This is a genomic window from Stenotrophomonas sp. CASM101 (assembly GCF_049384845.1).
GTDB lineage: Bacteria > Pseudomonadota > Gammaproteobacteria > Xanthomonadales > Xanthomonadaceae > Stenotrophomonas > Stenotrophomonas hibiscicola.
This window is the reverse complement of sequence record NZ_JBMRFR010000012.1, coordinates 77,503-94,592: the sequence shown is the minus strand read 5'-3', so window position 1 is coordinate 94,592 and position 17,090 is coordinate 77,503. Positions and strand designations below refer to the sequence as shown.

At 67.5% G+C, this 17,090-nt stretch carries 18 protein-coding genes; 14 read left to right on the top strand and 4 right to left on the bottom strand.

Going from position 1 to position 17,090, the window contains the following annotated elements:
* Positions 1–114 precede the first annotated feature (114 nt).
* From ahpC to VG543_RS15785, 5 genes are all read left to right on the top strand, one after another.
* Entirely contained in the window at positions 115–678 is a 564-nt protein-coding gene (gene ahpC / locus VG543_RS15805) for an alkyl hydroperoxide reductase subunit C (protein ID WP_005415368.1), read from the top strand.
* A gap of 224 nt (positions 679–902) precedes the next feature.
* A complete protein-coding gene (ahpF, locus tag VG543_RS15800; protein ID WP_423178738.1) occupies positions 903–2,495 on the top strand; it encodes an alkyl hydroperoxide reductase subunit F in 1,593 nt (530 codons plus the stop codon).
* Positions 2,496–2,580: 85 nt separating this feature from the next.
* Positions 2,581–3,543 (top strand): LysR substrate-binding domain-containing protein, encoded by a 963-nt coding sequence (locus tag VG543_RS15795; RefSeq protein ID WP_021203199.1) that lies wholly within the window; start codon positions 2,581–2,583, stop codon positions 3,541–3,543.
* Between the two features lie 123 nt (positions 3,544–3,666).
* Positions 3,667–4,071, top strand: a complete 405-nt coding sequence (rnk, locus tag VG543_RS15790) for a nucleoside diphosphate kinase regulator (RefSeq protein ID WP_019661134.1) — start codon at positions 3,667–3,669, stop codon at positions 4,069–4,071.
* Positions 4,072–4,121: 50 nt separating this feature from the next.
* Complete coding sequence (locus tag VG543_RS15785; RefSeq protein ID WP_423178739.1) at positions 4,122–5,078, top strand: transaldolase; 957 nt, start codon at positions 4,122–4,124, stop codon at positions 5,076–5,078.
* A gap of 747 nt (positions 5,079–5,825) precedes the next feature.
* On the opposite strand, the gene msrA is transcribed toward VG543_RS15785, so the two are convergent.
* Together msrA and VG543_RS15775 are read right to left on the bottom strand one after the other, a co-directional pair.
* Positions 5,826–6,491 (bottom strand): peptide-methionine (S)-S-oxide reductase MsrA, encoded by a 666-nt coding sequence (gene msrA, locus VG543_RS15780; protein ID WP_031270096.1) that lies wholly within the window; start codon positions 6,489–6,491, stop codon positions 5,826–5,828.
* A 30-nt stretch (positions 6,492–6,521) separates the two neighbouring features.
* Positions 6,522–6,785, bottom strand: coding sequence for a DUF2007 domain-containing protein (locus VG543_RS15775; RefSeq protein WP_005408153.1), 264 nt, complete (start codon positions 6,783–6,785; stop codon positions 6,522–6,524).
* Positions 6,786–7,010: 225 nt separating this feature from the next.
* Here VG543_RS15775 and VG543_RS15770 point away from each other — a divergent pair, with 225 nt between their 5' ends.
* The 6 genes from VG543_RS15770 to VG543_RS15745 all read left to right on the top strand — a co-directional run bounded on the left by VG543_RS15770 (position 7,011) and on the right by VG543_RS15745 (position 12,383).
* Complete coding sequence (locus tag VG543_RS15770; RefSeq protein ID WP_423178740.1) at positions 7,011–8,759, top strand: glutamine--tRNA ligase/YqeY domain fusion protein; 1,749 nt, start codon at positions 7,011–7,013, stop codon at positions 8,757–8,759.
* Between the two features lie 43 nt (positions 8,760–8,802).
* Entirely contained in the window at positions 8,803–9,456 is a 654-nt protein-coding gene (locus VG543_RS15765; protein ID WP_423178741.1) for a hypothetical protein, read from the top strand.
* 51 nt (positions 9,457–9,507) lie between these two features.
* Positions 9,508–10,230 (top strand): DUF6348 family protein, encoded by a 723-nt coding sequence (locus VG543_RS15760; protein ID WP_021203194.1) that lies wholly within the window; start codon positions 9,508–9,510, stop codon positions 10,228–10,230.
* A 97-nt stretch (positions 10,231–10,327) separates the two neighbouring features.
* Positions 10,328–10,888, top strand: coding sequence for a nucleoside deaminase (locus VG543_RS15755; RefSeq protein ID WP_019661129.1), 561 nt, complete (start codon positions 10,328–10,330; stop codon positions 10,886–10,888).
* A complete protein-coding gene (gene rlmM / locus VG543_RS15750; RefSeq protein WP_019661128.1) occupies positions 10,872–11,939 on the top strand; it encodes a 23S rRNA (cytidine(2498)-2'-O)-methyltransferase RlmM in 1,068 nt (355 codons plus the stop codon). Before VG543_RS15755 ends, rlmM begins: the two co-directional genes overlap by 17 nt.
* A 48-nt stretch (positions 11,940–11,987) precedes the next feature.
* A complete protein-coding gene (locus VG543_RS15745) occupies positions 11,988–12,383 on the top strand; it encodes an EF-hand domain-containing protein (RefSeq protein ID WP_134732195.1) in 396 nt (131 codons plus the stop codon).
* Positions 12,384–12,451: 68 nt separating this feature from the next.
* Here the strand turns inward: VG543_RS15745 and VG543_RS15740 are convergent, their stop codons facing one another.
* Complete coding sequence (locus VG543_RS15740) at positions 12,452–13,633, bottom strand: UbiH/UbiF family hydroxylase (RefSeq protein WP_423178743.1); 1,182 nt, start codon at positions 13,631–13,633, stop codon at positions 12,452–12,454.
* Positions 13,630–14,838 carry a 2-octaprenyl-6-methoxyphenyl hydroxylase gene (ubiH, locus tag VG543_RS15735; protein ID WP_423178744.1) on the bottom strand — a complete coding sequence of 403 codons (1,209 nt, stop codon included), beginning with the start codon at positions 14,836–14,838 and terminating at the stop codon, positions 13,630–13,632. Before ubiH ends, VG543_RS15740 begins: the two co-directional genes overlap by 4 nt.
* 107 nt (positions 14,839–14,945) lie before the next feature.
* Between ubiH and VG543_RS15730 the strand changes: the two genes are divergently transcribed.
* Genes VG543_RS15730 through VG543_RS15720 form a run of 3 tightly spaced genes read left to right on the top strand, consistent with a single transcriptional unit; the run spans position 14,946 to position 17,043 of the window.
* Entirely contained in the window at positions 14,946–15,530 is a 585-nt protein-coding gene (locus tag VG543_RS15730) for a hypothetical protein (protein WP_019661124.1), read from the top strand.
* A gap of 10 nt (positions 15,531–15,540) precedes the next feature.
* The gene (locus VG543_RS15725; RefSeq protein WP_019661123.1) at positions 15,541–16,095 is read left to right on the top strand and encodes a cob(I)yrinic acid a,c-diamide adenosyltransferase; all 555 of its coding nucleotides are present in this window, start codon (positions 15,541–15,543) and stop codon (positions 16,093–16,095) included.
* Positions 16,096–16,104: 9 nt separating this feature from the next.
* Positions 16,105–17,043 (top strand): histone deacetylase family protein, encoded by a 939-nt coding sequence (locus tag VG543_RS15720; RefSeq protein WP_019661122.1) that lies wholly within the window; start codon positions 16,105–16,107, stop codon positions 17,041–17,043.
* Positions 17,044–17,090 lie beyond the last annotated feature (47 nt).

The window sequence follows — 17,090 nt, the reverse complement described above, 5'->3', positions numbered from 1 at the left end:
TCGATAGACTCCATCTATCGAATAGATGCAATCAATGGATTGTTCTTATCGCGAGCGAATGGGTAACCTAGCTCCTGTCGATTCACCCACTCCCCTTCACCAAGAGGAAAAATGATGTCCCTCATCAATACCCAGATCCAGCCGTTCGAAGCCAACGCCTACCACAACGGCGAGTTCATCAAGGTTTCCGACGCCAGCCTGAAGGGCCAGTGGTCCGTCCTGATCTTCATGCCGGCCGCCTTCACCTTCAACTGCCCGACCGAGATCGAAGACGCCGCTGACCATTACGCCGAGTTCAAGAAGGCCGGCGCCGAGGTCTACATCGTCACCACCGACACCCACTTCTCGCACAAGGTGTGGCACGAGACCTCGCCGGCCGTCGGCAAGGCCCAGTTCCCGCTGGTCGGCGACCCGACCCACCAGCTGACCCGCGCCTTCGGCGTGCACATTGAAGAAGAAGGCCTGGCCCTGCGCGGCACCTTCATCATCAACCCGGAAGGCGTGATCAAGACCCTGGAGATCCACTCCAACGAGATCGCCCGTGACGTGTCCGAGACCCTGCGCAAGCTCAAGGCTGCCCAGTTCACCGCCGCCAACCCGAACCAGGTCTGCCCGGCCAAGTGGAAGGAAGGCGAGAAGACCCTGACCCCGTCGCTGGACCTGGTCGGCAAGATCTAAGCCCTACCGGCCTGCCGTGGCCCCACGCCACGGCGCGCCCTTCATCCCCGTGCCGGTCCCCCCGCCGGCGTGGGGGTGAACCCAAGACAGCCAACGCTCGCCCGCCTTGGCCAGCCAGCCCCTTCCACGGTCGCTGTCTTGGGTTCACCCCTACCCCCAGCTGGTCCGCTACCTTCTACAGCGGTGCCACGCCCCCTGTTTGCCTGAAGCCAGGAGATGACCCGATGTTGGACACCAACCTGCAGTCGCAGCTGAAGACCTATCTGGAACGCGTGACCCGCCCGATCCAGATCACCGCGCACGCCGACGATGGCGCCAAGTCGCAGGAAATGCTGGACCTGCTGCAGACCCTGGAGAGCCTGTCGGACAAGATCTCGCTGCAGGTGCTGCGCGATGGGCAGGGCCGCGTGCCGTCCTTCGACCTGGGCACCCCGGGCCAGGACATCCACCTGACCTTCGCCGGCCTGCCGATGGGTCACGAGTTCACCTCGCTGGTGCTGGCCCTGCTGCAGGTCGGCGGCCACCCGTCCAAGGCCACCGCCGAGCTGATCGAGCAGGTGCAGAACCTGGAAGGTGAATACAAGTTCGAAACCTACTTCTCGCTGTCCTGCCAGAACTGCCCGGACGTGGTGCAGGCGCTGAACCTGGCCGCGGTACTCAACCCACGCATCCAGCACGTGGCCATCGATGGTGCGCTGTTCCAGGACGAAGTCGAGAAGCGCGAGATCATGTCGGTGCCGACCGTGTACCTCAACGGTGAAGTGTTCGACCAGGGCCGCATGACCCTGGAGCAGATCGTGGCCAAGCTGGACACCAATGCCGGCAAGCGCGATGCCGAGAAGATCGCCGCCAAGGATGCTTTCGACGTACTGGTGGTCGGTGGTGGCCCGGCTGGCGCCGCAGCGGCGATCTATGCCGCGCGCAAGGGCATCCGTACCGGCATCGCTGCCGAGCGCTTCGGTGGCCAGGTGCTGGACACCATGGCGATCGAGAACTTCATCTCGGTGAAGGAAACCGAAGGCCCGAAGCTGGCCACGGCGCTGGAACAGCACGTGCGCGAGTACGACGTGGACATCATGAACCTGCAGCGTGCCAGCGCGCTGGTGCCGGCCGGCGAAGACGGCCTGGTGCAGGTGCAGCTGGAGAACGGTGCGGTGCTCAAGTCCCGTTCGGTGATCCTGTCCACCGGCGCACGCTGGCGGCAGATGAACGTGCCGGGCGAAGACCAGTACCGCAACAAGGGCGTGGCTTACTGCCCGCACTGCGATGGCCCACTGTTCAAGGGCAAGCGCGTGGCGGTGATCGGCGGCGGCAATTCCGGCGTGGAAGCGGCCATCGATCTGGCCGGCATCGTGTCGCATGTAACCCTTCTGGAGTTCGATTCCAGCCTGCGTGCCGACGAAGTGCTGCAGAAGAAGCTGCGCAGCCTGGCCAACGTGACGGTGCTGACCAGCGCACAGACCACCGAAGTGCTGGGCGACGGCAGCAAGGTCACCGGCCTGGTGTACAAGGACCGCATCGGCGGCGATGCCCACCGCGTCGAGCTGGAAGGCATCTTCGTGCAGATCGGCCTGCTGCCCAACACCGAGTGGCTGAAGGATGTGGTGGCGCTTTCGCCGCGTGGCGAGATCGTCATCGATGACCGCGGCCAGACCAACCTGCCGGGCGTGTTCGCCGCTGGCGATTGCACGACGGTGCCCTACAAGCAGATCATCATCGCCATGGGCGCCGGCTCGACCGCCGCACTGAGTGCGTTCGACCACCTGATCCGCTCGTCGGTGAGCAACAGCAGCGGTGCCGTTGCTGAAGCAGCCTGATCCACCGTTCCCAGATCACCGGGAACATTGTCTGCCTGTCGGGTAACCACGCCGTCAGCCGGTCCGTTACCCCTGGGGTGTAAGGATGAACCTACGTGATCTGAAGTACCTGGTAGCCCTGGCCGACCACAAGCATTTCGGCCGGGCTGCCGCCGCCTGCTTCGTCAGCCAGCCCACGCTGTCGACGCAGATCCGCAAGCTGGAAGAAGAGCTGGGCCTGCCGCTGGTGGAACGCGCACCGCGCAAGGTGATGCTGACCCCGGCCGGTCAGGAAGCGGCGGCACGGGCGCGGGTGATCGTGTCCGAAGTGGAACAGCTGAAGGAAGCCGCGCGACGCAGCCGCGATCCGGAAGCCGGCACGGTGCGCCTGGGCATCTTCCCGACCCTCGGCCCGTACCTGCTGCCGCATGTGATCCCGCGCATCCGCGAGCGCTTCCCGGAGCTGGAACTGCTGCTGGTCGAGGAAAAGAGCGACGTGCTGCTGGACCGCCTGCGCGAAGGCAAGCTGGATGCTGCGTTGCTGGCGCTGCCGGTGGTGGACGACCAGCTGCATGCCGAGTTCCTGTTCGAGGAGCCGTTCCTGCTGGCTGTCTCCGGGCGTCACCCGTTGGCCCGTCGCGAACATCTGGACGTGCAGGAACTGGCGACGCAGAAGCTGCTGCTGCTGGAAGACGGGCATTGCCTGCGCGACCAGGCGCTGGAAGTGTGCCGCCTGTTCGGCGCCAATGAGAAGTCCGAATTCCGCGCCACCAGCCTGGAAACCCTGCGGCAGATGGTCGCCGCCGACGTCGGCATCACCCTGCTGCCGAGCCTGTCGGTGCAGCCGCCAGTGCCACGCTCGAACAACATCCGCCTGCTCGATTTCACCGGCGAGGGCCGTCCCAGCCGCCGCATCGCCATGATCTGGCGCCGCAGCTCGGCCATGAACGACTTCCTGATGGAGCTGGCCGACCAGTTCAAGCGCCTGCCGCAGGCGCTGTTCACCTTGGATGCGCTGAACGCCACGTCCGATGCGGCATCCCTGCCCGGCCCCGCGCTGAACGGCTGAGCCCCCGCAGTACCGGCCTGGAATCGGCAGGAGTCGATTCCGGCCGCATTTGTCCCCACAATACAGACAGGCGGCGCCAGCAGGTGCCGCCTTTTGCATGGCCTTCAACCAAGGAGCTTCACCATGAGTACCGCCAGCGGCCTGCCGCCGTCGATCACCGTTTCTACTTTCGACATGGACCGCCTGGACGCCATGCTCGAATCCCCCGCGCTGAGCCAGACGCCTGCCGCGCTCGCGCTTGCTGAAGAACTCAACCGGGCCACCGTGATGGCACCGGACCAGATTCCCGAAGGCATCGTCATGATGCATTCGCGCGTGGAATGCGAAGATGAAGTGTCGGGCGAAAAGCACGTCCTGACCCTGGTCTTCCCCCGCGAAGCCAACGTCGATGAAGGCAAGGTCTCCGTGCTGGCCCCGGTCGGCAGTGCCCTGCTCGGCCTTTCGATCGGCCAGAGCATCGACTGGAACGCGCCCGGTGGCCGGAAGCTGCGCCTGCGCGTGACCGCGGTCCATAACGACCGCCCCTGATTACCGCTGCGCACCGCGCGCGATTCGATTCCCTTGCACCAGGAGCCGCAATGAGTACCCCGTCCAAACTGTCCCAGCTGCGTGAACTGTCCGTGGTCGTCGCCGATACCGGTGACTACGAGGCGATCAAGCGCCTGCAGCCGGTGGACTGCACCACCAACCCGACCCTGGTGAAGAAGGCGCTGGACCTGCCGGTCTACGCCGAGCTGATCGAACGCGAACTGGCCTGGGGCCGCCAGCAGGGTGGCGACCGCGAAGCCGTGGTGCACGCGGTGGCCGACCGCCTGACCATCGGCGTCGGCGCGCTGCTGAGCACGCTGGTGCCGGGCCGGGTATCCACCGAGGTGGATGCCGACCTGGCTCACGACACCGCGGCCACCGTGGCCAAGGCCCGCCAGTTCATCCAGATGTACGCCGACGCCGGCGTGCCGCGCGAGAAGATCCTGATCAAGATCGCCGCGACCTGGGAAGGCGTGGAAGCCGCGCGCATCCTGCAGGCCGAAGGCATCGACTGCAACCTGACGCTGATCTTCAACCCGACCCAGGCGCTGGCCTGCAGCGAAGCCGGCGCGTTCCTGATCTCGCCGTTCGTCGGCCGCATCCTCGACTGGTACGTGGCCAACGGCCAGACCCCGGCCACCATCGACGAAGACCCGGGCGTGAAGTTCGTGCGCGGCGTGTACGCCGAATTCAAGCGTCGCGGTTCGCCGACGGTGGTGATGGGCGCCTCGTTCCGTTCGACCGCGCAGATCGAAGCACTGGCCGGCTGCGACCGCCTGACGATTTCGCCGGACCTGCTGGAGAAGCTGGACGCCGACCACGGCGAGCTGCCGCGCAAGCTGGTGGCCGGCGCCGCCGATGGCGCGGCGGTGACGCCGATCGATGCGGCCAAGTTCGCGGCGGACCTGGCGGCCGATCCGATGGCCACCGAGAAGCTGGCGACCGGCATCGATGCGTTTGCCAAGGATCTGGAAGCGCTGCGCGAGCGGATCCGCGCGGCACTGTGAGGATTCCGGCCAACGGCTGAGCCCCTCGTGGCGGGGAGCTTGGTCGCGAAGAGCGGGTCATGTGGTTGGCAGGGTGGGTAGGCCGTGCAGGGGACGCTGCAAGTACGTCCCTGTAAGCTCGGTCGCCGCATCCATGCGGCTCACGCCCCTGCACGGCCTACCCACCCTGCCTTCGACAGTTTCCTGCGGCCGCCCGCCACGGAAGAAAGAAAGAAGAGCAACAGCGGGTCGCGCGCTTCGCTTGCTCGGAGCCGAGCATGGCTCGGCTCTACAAGGGCAATGCAGAACCAAACAAAAAGGACGCGGCGAACGCCGCGTCCTTTTTGTTTTCCATCAGTTCGTCAGTAACCCAATGCTCTTTCTTACCGTCACCGGGAAACTGTCGGGGGTGGGGCGGTGTGGGTTGGCAGGACCGTTGGCGCCACGGGCCCGAGGCATGCCTCGGGCGGGTTGGGCAGGACGCCCAACCCCGGTCTTGCCGTGTGCGCAGGACAGCGCACACGAGCAAGGCGCCATCGAGCCCCCAGGGGTGAGGGCGCTTTGCTTGCGAAGCACTGCTTCGCAAGCGCCCGAACGCACAGCCGCCAGCGGCTGGGCCGGACCGCGGAGCGGGGTTCACGGCGTGTCCTGCCAACCCACACCGCCCCACCCAACAAGCAGCAACCCAGAGCCGCTTTGGCTTTGGCTTTGGCTTTGGCTTTGGCTTTCAGCCGTTGACGTTGCCCGCCGCAGGCGGACCACCGCGCGTCAGCGCGGCGCCTCCACGTCCAACCCGATCGGGCAGCTCACGCCGGTGCCGCCGATGCCGCAATAGCCGTTCGGATTCTTCGCCAGGTACTGCTGGTGGTAGTCCTCGGCGTAGTAGTACGCCGGTGCCGGGTACACGATCTCGGTGGTGATCGGGCCGTAGCCGGCCGCATCCAGCTGCGCCTGGTAGGCCTCGCGACTGGCCAGCGCGGCCTTGTACTGGCCCTCGTCGGTGGCATGGATCGCCGAACGGTACTGGGTGCCGGTGTCGTTTCCCTGGCGCATGCCCTGCGTCGGGTCATGGCTTTCCCAGAACAGCTGCAGCAGCCGTTCCAGGCTCACCACCGCCGGGTCGAACACCACCTGCACCACTTCGGTGTGGCCGGTCAGGCCCGAGCAGACCTCTTCATAGGTCGGGTTCGGCGTGATGCCACCTGCATAGCCGACCGACGTGCTGTACACGCCCGGCTCGGTCCAGAACTTGCGCTCGGCGCCCCAGAAACAGCCCAGCGCGAAGCGGATCTGCTGCAGGCCGGCGAAACGGTCCTTCAGCGGATGGCTGTTCACGAAGTGCTGGTTGCTGTGCAGCGGCAACGGCTGCTCGCGTCCCGGCAGCGCCTCTTCCGGGCGCGGCAGGCGCTGCTTGAAGGCCCCGATGCCGAGGATGCCCTGGCCAATTCCCAACATGATGCGCTCCTACGCCGGAAGGCCGGCTATGTCGTCTGCATCTGAAATGGGGGCGTCCGGCGCGTGGCCCAAGTCCAGCGCGGCCACGATGTCCTCGGCCTGCGGGCGTGCCGCATCGGGGATTCCCACCCGCAGCACACCGAACAGCGGCAGCTCGCCCATGCCGCCCAGCAGCTGCTCGCCAAACACGAAGGCCGGGATGCCGGCATCTTCCAGCGCGTGCTTGACCAGGTGCGCGTCGAACAGGTTGTCGGCCTTGTACACGATGTGCATGCGGCGGCTCCGTGGGACAGGGTTCCAGCATACGCCCGGGGGCTGAATGGTGCCGGGGGCGGGATCCGAGAGTTGCCGGCCAGCGGCCGGCACTACCAGAAGGTGGGCCGGCATTGCAGGCAAGGGTAGTGCCGGCCGCTGGCCGGCATCCCCACACCCCACCGGGCAACCCCGCCCGGTACGCGCTAGACTGTTGGTCTTTCTGCCCTTTTTCGCCCCAGACTCATGTCCGAGCACACCCCCGCCAGCCCCGAGACCCCCGCCGACAGCCACGAGAAGCGCGATTTCATCCGCCAGATCGTGCGCGAGGACCTGGCCAGCGGAAAGCACCAGGCGATCAAGACCCGCTTCCCGCCGGAGCCGAACGGCTACCTGCACATCGGCCATGCCAAGTCGATCTGCCTGAACTTCGGCATCGCCGGCGAGTTCAGCGGCGTCTGCAACCTGCGCTTCGACGACACCAACCCGGCCAAGGAAGATCCGGAGTACGTGGCCGCGATCCAGGACGACGTGCGCTGGCTGGGCTTCGAGTGGAACGAGCTGCGCCATGCTTCGGACTACTTCCAGGCCTATTACCTGGCCGCCGAGAAGCTGATCGAACAGGGCAAGGCCTATGTCTGCGACCTGTCGGCCGAGGAAGTGCGCGCCTACCGCGGCACTCTCACCGAGCCGGGCCGCCCGTCGCCGTGGCGCGACCGCAGCGTCGAGGAGAACCTCGACCTGTTCCGCCGCATGCGCGCCGGTGAATTCCCGGATGGCGCGCGCACCCTGCGCGCGAAGATCGACATGGCCAGCGGCAACATCAACCTGCGCGATCCGGCGCTGTACCGCATCAAGCACGTCGAGCACCAGAACACCGGCAGCGCGTGGCCGATCTACCCGATGTACGACTTCGCCCACGCGCTGGGTGATTCGATCGAGGGCATCACCCACTCGCTGTGCACGCTGGAGTTCGAAGACCACCGCCCGCTGTACGACTGGTGCGTGGACAACGTCGATTTCGCCCATGACGATGCGCTGACCCAGCCGCTGGTCGATGCCGGCCTGCCGCGCGAAGCTGCCAAGCCGCGCCAGATCGAGTTCTCGCGCCTGAACATCAACTACACGGTGATGAGCAAGCGCAAGCTGATGGCGCTGGTCACCGAACAGCTGGTGGACGGCTGGGACGACCCGCGCATGCCGACCTTGCAGGGCCTGCGCCGCCGTGGTTATACCCCGTCTGCGATGCGCCTGTTTGCCGAGCGCGTGGGCATCAGCAAGCAGAATTCGCTGATCGACTTCAGCGTGCTGGAAGGCGCGTTGCGCGAAGACCTGGACAGCGCAGCACCGCGCCGCATGGCGGTGGTCGATCCGGTCAAGCTGGTGCTGACCAACCTGCCGGAAGGCCACGAAGAGCTGCTGACCTTCAGCAACCATCCCAAGGACGAGAGCTTCGGCAGCCGCGAAGTGCCGTTCGCACGCGAGGTGTGGATCGACCGCGAGGACTTCGCCGAAGTGCCGCCGAAGGGCTGGAAGCGCCTGGTGCCGGGCGGCGAAGTGCGACTGCGCGGCGCCGGCATCATCCGCTGCGATGAAGTGATCAAGGATGCCGACGGCACCATCACCGAACTGCGCGGCTGGCTGGATCCGGAATCGCGCCCGGGCATGGAAGGCGCCAACCGCAAGGTCAAGGGCACCATCCACTGGGTCAGCGCCGTGCATGGCGTGCCGGCCGAGATCCGCCTGTACGACCGCCTGTTCTCGGTGCCGAACCCGGACGACGAATCGGAAGGCAAGACCTACCGCGATTACCTCAATCCGGAATCGCGCCGCACCGTCACCGGCTATGTCGAGCCGGCTGCGGCCAGCGCCACGCCGGAGCAGTCGTTCCAGTTCGAACGTACCGGCTACTTCGTCGCCGACCGCCGCGACCACACCGAAGCCAAGCCGGTCTTCAACCGCAGCGTGACCCTGCGCGATACCTGGTCGGCCTGAGGACCTGCGCGGGCGCCAGCATGGCGCCCGCACGCCATCGACAATGATCACCGCCCTCTCCGTCCTGTTCTGGTTCATCTCGCAGCATCCGCTGCTGACGTTCTTTGCAGCGATGGTGCTGGCCGGGCTGGTCTCGTGGTGGCGGCGCTTTCCGGGCTACGCCATCGTGGTGTTCCCGCTGGCGATGCTCAACATGTTCCTCGGCCATTTCCTCAACGCCACCTTCCTCAACATGGTGGGCGAGCGGGGTGAAGCGGTGATCGTCAAGGCCGAGCAGACCAGCTCCACGCTCAACGAACAGTACATCTGGCGCTACGAAGGGGTGCTGCATACCGCCGAGGGCCGCGACGTGGACGTGGTGTTCTACACCAACACCGCTTCGCTGTGGCCGCTGGAAAACGCCATCCGCATCCCGGCGCGCGACCAGCCGTTCGTGGTCAAGTACACGCCGGGCTTCCCACGCAACTTCGTCATCCTCACCAACGAATCCCCGCATGGCATCGCCCAGGCCCGTGCCAGTGCGCGCGAGCGCGTGGAGGTAGCGGCGCGCAAGCTGCACTTCAGCCCGGGCAATGCCGAGTTCCGCGCCGACTATCGCCGCGAGCTGGAAAGCTGGCTGCGCGACCACGGCAACGATCCGCAGCAGCAACCCGACGCGCAGCGATATCGCGCCGAACTCGACGCGCTCGACCATTAGATTTTCCAGGCCCTGCCTGGATGTTCCACCCCATCCACCGACAGGCCTGACATGACCACGACCTCCGCTGCCCTCCTCCCGCTGCTGCAGCAGGTCCTTCAGGACGCCGGCACCGCCAGCCGCGTCGACGGCAACGCGCTGCTGCTGGACAGCGGCCTGCGCCTGACCCCGCATGCAATGGCCGCACACGCGCGCGACAACGGTGGTTGGCAGACCTCCACCGTCATTGAAAGCCAGCATCCGCAGTTGTTCGCCGATGGCCTGTTCGAGTACCAGCACGCAAATGGTGCCGATGAGCAGGCATCGCTGTTGTCCGGCTTCCAGGCCTGGGCCCGGGTGGACCTGGTGACCCTGCAGACCGCGATCGGCGCCCAAGACGCGCAGGGCCTGCCGATGATGGGCCTGACCTATCCGGCCGGCGCTGACGGCCAGGAACTCGAACGCACCGTGGTGCTCGGTCCACTGGCGCATTACCGCGAGCATGAGATGGACACCGGCCCCCGCAGCGAAGACGATCATGGCTCCTGCCCCTGCTGCCTGTTCACGCGCAGCATCGATGCATTCGATGCGCTGCTGAAGACGCGTTCTTTCCTGGCCATCCGCCTGTTCGCCTCGCGCGATGCCGATGGCCTGTGCGAGGCCGATTGCCGGGTCAACGGCCACGACTTCGCCGCCGCCCTGCCCCTGCTGCGCGCCTACGCGGCCAGCTGGCCGCAGGCAGGGCTGGAATTCCGCAAGCAGTACGTGGTGGTCCGCACCGGCTCGCCAGGCTGACCCACGCCCACACCCGATACAGGCCGGTGCGGCTACACTGCGCGCCGGTTCCCCAAGCAACCGCACTTTTTTCCATCCCACACGAGGCACCCCCGCGATGCTGTACGCGCAAGTCCACCTGACCCTTCCCGCCTGGATCCACGACCAGATCGACCTGGATCGTCGATATCCGGGCGACGAGGCCAAGGTCGCGCTGGCGATCGAGCTGTCGCGGCTGAACGTCGAGCACGCCAGTGGCGGCCCGTTCGGTGCGGTGGTGTTCGGCCCGGACGACAAGGTCATCGCCGCTGGCGTGAACCGGGTGATGCCGCACGCGACTTCGCTGGCGCACGCCGAGAACATGGCCTACATGCTGGCCCAGCAGCGCCTGCAGACCCCGCGCCTGAACGCGGTGCTGTCGCCGGTCACCCTGGCCACCAGTTCGCAGCCATGCTGCCAGTGCTATGGCGCTACCGTGTGGGCCGGCATCGACCGCCTGCTGATCGGTGCCAGTGCGGCCGACGTCGAGGAACTGACCCCGTTCGATGAAGGCCCGCTGCCGGCCGACTGGGTCGGCGAGCTCAACAAGCGTGGCATCGAAGTGGTGCAGGGCTTGGACCGCGACGCCGCGCGCAGCGTGCTGCGAACCTATGGGGAAAGCGATGGCGCCCGTTACTGAAACCGGCATCGGCCTGCTGTGCCTGTGCCGGCAGGGCTTTGAACCCGAGCTGGCCGGCGAGCTGCAGTTCCGCGCCGGTGAAGCCGGTTTCGCTGGCTATGCGCGCACCCAGCGCAATGACGGCTATGTGCTTTTCATGTGCGACGACGCTGCAGCACTGGCGCCACGCCTGCGCTGGCGAGAACTGATCTTCGCGCGGCAGAAGCTGGTCGTGCTGGCCGAGCTGCCGCAGCTGGACCCGAGCGATCGCATCACCCCGATGCTGGAGGTGCTGGCCGATGCGCCGCGCTTCGGCGACCTGTGGGTGGAGCACCCCGATTCGGACGCTGGCAAGCCACTGTCCGGGCTGGCCCGTGCCTTCGGCAATGCACTGCGCCCGGCGCTGCGCAAGGCCGGCAAGCTCACTGATAAGCCAAACAACCGCCTGCCGCGCCTGCACGTGGTGTTCGTCGACGGCACCCATGCCTTCGTCTGCGTGGCCGACCCGGCCGACAGCGCGCCGTGGGCACTGGGCATCCCGCGCCTGAAGCTGCTGCCCGAGGCGCCTTCGCGTTCGGCACTGAAGCTGGACGAAGCACTGCTGACCCTGCTGACGCCGGAAGAACGCGAAGCACTGGCCAAGCCCGGCATGCGTGCGGCCGACCTGGGCGCCGCCCCCGGCGGCTGGACCTGGGTACTGACCCGCCAGCACATGCACGTGCTGAGCATCGACAACGGCCCGCTGCGCCAGCACGTGCTGGACACCGGTCTGGTCGAGCACCTGCGCGCCGATGGTTTCCACTGGCACCCCGAACAGCCGCTGGACTGGATGGTCTGCGACATGGTCGAGCAGCCGCGCCGCGTGGCCGAACGCATGGCCACCTGGTTCCGCGAAGGCTGGTGCAGGCACGCCATCTTCAATCTGAAGCTGCCGATGAAGAAGCGCTGGGACGAAACCCGCCTGTGCCTGGACCTGTTCCAGGACCAGGCCGGCAAGCCGCTGGTGGTACGCGCCAAGCAGCTCTATCACGACCGTGAGGAGATCACGGTATTGGCCTCGCCGCTGCGCTGAGGAACATGCCCGCCGGGCATGGGCCCGGCGCTACCGAGGAAGGGAACCATGCGATACCACTCGCTCGCCATGTTGATCACCCTGCTGGCCGCCGCACCAGCGGTGGCCCAGCAATTGCCGCACACTCCTGCGCAGAGCCAGCCGCTGGGCCCCACCGGCGGCGCGATCCGCCGGCAACCGCTGGATGCGGGCCGGGTCAGCGGCAGCGTCGAGATTCCGCAGCAGGCCGGCGAGGCACAGGTGACCGTGCGCTCGCTGGAACCAAGCAGCGTGGTCGGCCAGTACCGCATCCACTTCGCTGCGCTGGATGTGAACGGCGATGGTTTCATCAGCCGCGAGGAAGCACAGGCCAACCCGGCGCTGGCCGACGAATTCAATTCGCTGGACCGCAGGCACCGCGGCAAGCTGGACCGCACCGACCTGGCCGGCTGGCTGGTGGATTGAAAAAGGGGACGGAGGGGATTAAGTCGTATGTGCACAAACGACTTAATCCCCTCCGTCCCCTTTTTGCTTCAGACCCCGGCGGCGCGCTTCCAGAATGCCTGCACCAGCGGCGGCCATTTGCCGACGCAGCCCAGCGCGCGGCCGCGGGCCAGGGTCAGGTGCATTTCGTCGTTGGAAAACAGGCGGTTGATCGCATCGAAGCTGTAGGCGGCGATGTGGTTGTCGCTGCGCCGTTCGCGTGCCCAGCGTTGCAGGCGCTGCGGCGACAGCCGCGGCTGGCCGCGGCGCTCGGCCGACGGCGCCAGCCACTGCTGCAGGGCAGCGACATCGCGCAACCCCAGGTTCACGCCCTGCCCGGCCAGCGGGTGCACCACATGTGCGGCATCGCCCAGCGCCAGCACGCGGCCGGCCACATAGTGACGGGCCAGCTGGCGGCGCAGCGGGAACGCCGCACGCGGCGAGGCCAGACGCAGTTCGCCCAGGCGTGCCGCGAAGGCGCGGGCCAGTTCGCGGTTGAAGCTGTCCTCGTCCAACGCCAGCACGCGAGCCGCTTCATCCTCGGGCAGGGTCCAGACGATGGAGCTGCGGCGCTCGGCCACCGGCAGCAGCGCCAGTGGACCGCCCGGCAGGAAACGCTGCCAGGCCGTGGCCTGGTTGGAAAGATCGCTGTCCACGTAGGCCACCACGCCACGCTGGTGGTAGTCATGCTTTTCAACCTCGATCCCGGCCAGCTGGCGCAGGGTCGATTCGGCACCGTCGGCGGCCACCGCCAACGCCGCTTCCAGGCGGCGACCGTCATCCAGGCGCAGGCGCACGCCATCCTCGTCCTGCTCCAGTGCTTCCACCCGTGCCGGGCAGTGCAGCTGCACGCCCGCCGCCGGCAGCGCCGCCCACAGGCGGTCCTGCAGCAGGCCGTTCTCGACGATGTAGCCCAGTTCGCGACGGCCGAAGCGATCGGCATCGAACAGCAGATCTTCGCCACCGGCCGCATCCCACACCTGCATACGCCGGTAGGGCCAGGCACGGGCCTGGGCGATCGCCGGCCACACGCCGAGGCGGTTCAACAGCTGCACGTTGTCGGCGGCAAAGGCGAACACGCGCAGGTCCGGTTGCGCAACCTGCCACGGCGCGGGCTCACGACCTTCCACCAACGCCACCGACAGGCCGGCATCGGCCAGCGCCAGCGCGCACGCGGCACCGACCACGCCACCGCCGACGATGGCCACATCCAGGCGCGCGCGGCGGCTCATGCGGTTTCTCCACGGCACAGCCGCGGTACTTCGCCACGGAAGCCCATCGCACCACCGACCAGCATCGACTGCACCGAGGCGCGTTGTGCGGCCACCAGACCGAGGCTGCGCAGCGGCCGCATCAGTGGCGCCGGGTTGCTGGTCAGCCGTGCCAGGCCGCCGGAGAACGCCACCGTCTGCCGGCGGTCTTCCTCGCGGCGTGCAACATAGGCCTGCAGCAATGCATCACTGCCAGCATCCTCATGCGCATTCTCCAGCAGTTCGGCCAGGGTCAGCGCATCGCGCAGGCCCAGGTTGAAGCCCTGCGCACCCAGCGGATGGATGGTCTGCGCGGCATTGCCCAGCAGCACCGTGCGTTCACCGGCCAATGCGCGCGCCAGCACCTGGATGAGCGGATAAGCGCTGCGTGGACCGGATTCGAGCAGGCGGCCGGCACGCCAGCCGATCGCGTCCTGCAGGCGCTGCAGCCAGGCCGCATCGTCCAGCGCCATCACCGCATCGGCCTGATCGCGGGCCACGCCATGCACGGTGCCGAAGTGGCGGTCACCGCGCGGCAGCAGGGCGGTCGGGCCGGTATCGGTGAAGCGCTCCCAGGCCGTGCCATCCGGCGCACGCTGGCTGCGCACGCGGGCGACGAACAGGGTCTGCTGGAAATCATGGCGGTCGACCTCGATGCCCAGCGCGCCACGCACGCCGCTGGTGGTGCCATCGGCCCCCACCACCAGACGTGCCAGCAGCACGCGTTCACCCGCCTCGTCAGCCACCCGCACCTGGCGGTAGCCGTCCACCACCTCGCCCAGTCCCAGGAACCGCATCGGCCGATAACGGCGCAGGCGCGGCAGCTCCTGAAGCCGCGCTTCCAGCGCCTGGCCGAAATCGCGCGCGACCACCACCTGGCCGAACCACGGCCGGTCGTAATCGGCCGCTTCGAGCTGCACACGGCCGAAATCGCCGGCACGACTGACATGGATGCGCCGGATCGGGCCCGGTGCCATCGCCAGCTTCTGCATCACCCCCAGCGCGGTCAGCGCATTGACGGTGGCAGCGGCGAAACTGAGATTGCGCTGGTCGAACACCGCAGGCAGCTCGCCGGCCGGGCTGGCCTCGAGCAGGCCCACGTCGTGGCCCAGCCGGTCCAGGGCGATGGCCAGGCTGGCACCCACCAGGCCACCACCGACAATCAGCACGTCATGTCGTTCACTCATGTGTTCATGATACGCGCTCGCCCCGACTGTACGCCGAACAAGCGGCGCCTGCGCCAACCGGCGCGGCGGGCTAGAATGAAACCTGAATCCGCTCCGGGCCCGCTGCCATGTCCGCCACCGCCAACCGCGCCTTCGTCCTGTCCGTCCTCGTGCTGTTGCTGGCGGCGACCCGGGTCAACCACTTCGCGGCCATTCCGGATGCCTCCTGGGCGGTGTTCTTCATCGGTGGCTTCTATCTGGCCACGTGGACACGCTGGGCGTTTCCGCTGCTGATGGTGTTCGCCGTGCTGGTGGACTGGATCGTGATCCGCAGCAGCGGCCTGGATTTCTGGCAGCACTACTGCGTGTCGCCAGGTTACTGGCTGCTGCTGCCGGCGTACTTCTCGCTGTGGGCCGGCGGCATGCTGCTGGGCCGCAACTACCAGGGCGCGCGCTGGCCGGTGCTGGCCAAGGGTGCGCTGCTGCTGGTCGCGTCGGTGGCGATCTGCCACCTGCTGGCGCAGGGCGGCTTCTACTGGACCAGCCGTAACGTGGCCGAGCCGACGCTGGCCGGCTGGGCACAGAACTACGCGCAGTGGTTCGGGCCCTACCTGCGCACTACGGCGATCTATGTGGCGCTGGCCGCTGCCCTGCAGCTGGCCGTGGAGCAGGTGTTGAAGCTCCAGCAGGCCCGCCGCGACATCCGCCACTGAGCCGCGCGCCATGGGTCATCGCCTCTCGCGCATTTACACCCGCACCGGCGACGACGGCAGTACCGGCCTTGGCGACGGCCAACGCGTGGCCAAGGATGACGCCCGCGTGGCGTCCTTCGGTACCGTCGACGAGGCCAACGCCGCGCTCGGCCTGCTGCTGGCCGCGCCCCTGCCCGAGGATGTACGCGCGCTGGTGGTGCATCTGCAGCACCAGCTGTTCGATCTGGGCGCCGAGCTGTGCATTCCCGGCCACGCCGCGATCCATGCCGCCGACGTCTCGGCCCTGGAGCAGCAGCTGGACCATTACAACGCCAACCTCCCGATGCTGAAGGAATTCATCCTGCCGGCCGGCGGCGAAGCTGCCGCGCGCTGCCATCTGGCCCGCACCATCGTCCGCCGCGCCGAGCGCGAGACGGTCACCCTGGCCCGCCACGAGGCCGTCCGCAGCGAGGCGCTGCAATACCTCAACCGGCTGTCGGACCTGCTGTTCGTGCTGGCCCGGGTGCTGGCCCGCGCCGACGGCCATGGCGAAGCGCTGTGGCAGCCACAGCAGCGCCAGCGCTGAGTCGGCACGATGCTGGTCTATTCCCACCCGTCCTGCCTGCTGCATGACCCCGGTCCCGGCCATCCCGAATGCCCGCAACGGCTGCAGCAGGTGCTGGACGCGCTGCACACCGCCTTCCCCGGCCAGCTGGACTGGCGCGAGGCGCCGCCGGCGAAGTTCGGCGAACTGACCCGGGTCCACGACAGCGCCCTGCTCGACTTCGTGCTGCAGCCGCAGACCGCACCGCTGCGCCAGCTGGACATGGACACCTGGACCTCGCCGGGCTCGGCCAGCGCCGCCGTGCACGCCGCCGGTGCCGGCGTCGCCGCAGTCGATGCGGTGATGCTGGGCGAGGACCCTCTGGCCTTCTGCGCGGTACGCCCACCGGGCCACCACGCCACCAGCAGTACCGCCATGGGCTTCTGCCTGCTGAACAACATCGCCATCGCCGCCGCCCATGCCCGCGACCGCCATGGCCTGGAACGGATCGCGGTGGTCGATTTCGACGTGCACCACGGCAATGGCACCCAGGACATCTTCCAGCATGACGCCCGGGTTTCGTACTACAGCACCCACCAGGCCGGGCTGTTCCCCAATTCCGGCCTGCGCCGCGACCGCGGTGCCGGCAACCTGATGAACATCCTGCTGCCGCCGGGAAGCGGCGGCTTCCGCTTCCGCAACGTCTGGGCCGACGAAATGCTGCCGGCCATCGACGACTTCCGCCCGCAGCTGCTGCTGATCTCGGCCGGCTTCGATGCCCACCTGCGTGATCCACAGGCGGATCTGATGCTGGAGACCGACGATTTCGCCTGGATCACCGGTGAGCTGCACGCGCTGGCACGCCGCCACGCGGCTGGCCGGGTGGTGTCGATGCTGGAGGGCGGCTATGACCTGCAGGCCCTGGCCGAGTGCAGCGTGGCCCATGTCCAGGCCCTGCTTACGCCATCCGCCGGCACCTCCGCCGGATGAACCCGAACCGGCAGGCTCCGGCGTCCTTCATTGCCCCTATGCAAGGG

Coding starts and splice junctions, on each gene's coding strand:
- ubiH (WP_423178744.1), bottom strand. CDS start 14,838: ATGAGTGAACGACATGACGTGCTGATTGTCGGTGGTGGCCTGGTGGGT.
- rnk (WP_019661134.1), top strand. CDS start 3,667: ATGAGTACCGCCAGCGGCCTGCCGCCGTCGATCACCGTTTCTACTTTC.
- VG543_RS15725 (WP_019661123.1), top strand. CDS start 15,541: ATGGGTCATCGCCTCTCGCGCATTTACACCCGCACCGGCGACGACGGC.
- VG543_RS15770 (WP_423178740.1), top strand. CDS start 7,011: ATGTCCGAGCACACCCCCGCCAGCCCCGAGACCCCCGCCGACAGCCAC.
- VG543_RS15730 (WP_019661124.1), top strand. CDS start 14,946: ATGTCCGCCACCGCCAACCGCGCCTTCGTCCTGTCCGTCCTCGTGCTG.
- VG543_RS15775 (WP_005408153.1), bottom strand. CDS start 6,785: ATGCACATCGTGTACAAGGCCGACAACCTGTTCGACGCGCACCTGGTC.
- VG543_RS15740 (WP_423178743.1), bottom strand. CDS start 13,633: ATGAGCCGCCGCGCGCGCCTGGATGTGGCCATCGTCGGCGGTGGCGTG.
- VG543_RS15785 (WP_423178739.1), top strand. CDS start 4,122: ATGAGTACCCCGTCCAAACTGTCCCAGCTGCGTGAACTGTCCGTGGTC.
- VG543_RS15765 (WP_423178741.1), top strand. CDS start 8,803: ATGATCACCGCCCTCTCCGTCCTGTTCTGGTTCATCTCGCAGCATCCG.
- VG543_RS15795 (WP_021203199.1), top strand. CDS start 2,581: ATGAACCTACGTGATCTGAAGTACCTGGTAGCCCTGGCCGACCACAAG.
- VG543_RS15755 (WP_019661129.1), top strand. CDS start 10,328: ATGCTGTACGCGCAAGTCCACCTGACCCTTCCCGCCTGGATCCACGAC.
- ahpC (WP_005415368.1), top strand. CDS start 115: ATGTCCCTCATCAATACCCAGATCCAGCCGTTCGAAGCCAACGCCTAC.
- VG543_RS15760 (WP_021203194.1), top strand. CDS start 9,508: ATGACCACGACCTCCGCTGCCCTCCTCCCGCTGCTGCAGCAGGTCCTT.
- ahpF (WP_423178738.1), top strand. CDS start 903: ATGTTGGACACCAACCTGCAGTCGCAGCTGAAGACCTATCTGGAACGC.
- rlmM (WP_019661128.1), top strand. CDS start 10,872: ATGGCGCCCGTTACTGAAACCGGCATCGGCCTGCTGTGCCTGTGCCGG.
- VG543_RS15745 (WP_134732195.1), top strand. CDS start 11,988: ATGCGATACCACTCGCTCGCCATGTTGATCACCCTGCTGGCCGCCGCA.
- VG543_RS15720 (WP_019661122.1), top strand. CDS start 16,105: ATGCTGGTCTATTCCCACCCGTCCTGCCTGCTGCATGACCCCGGTCCC.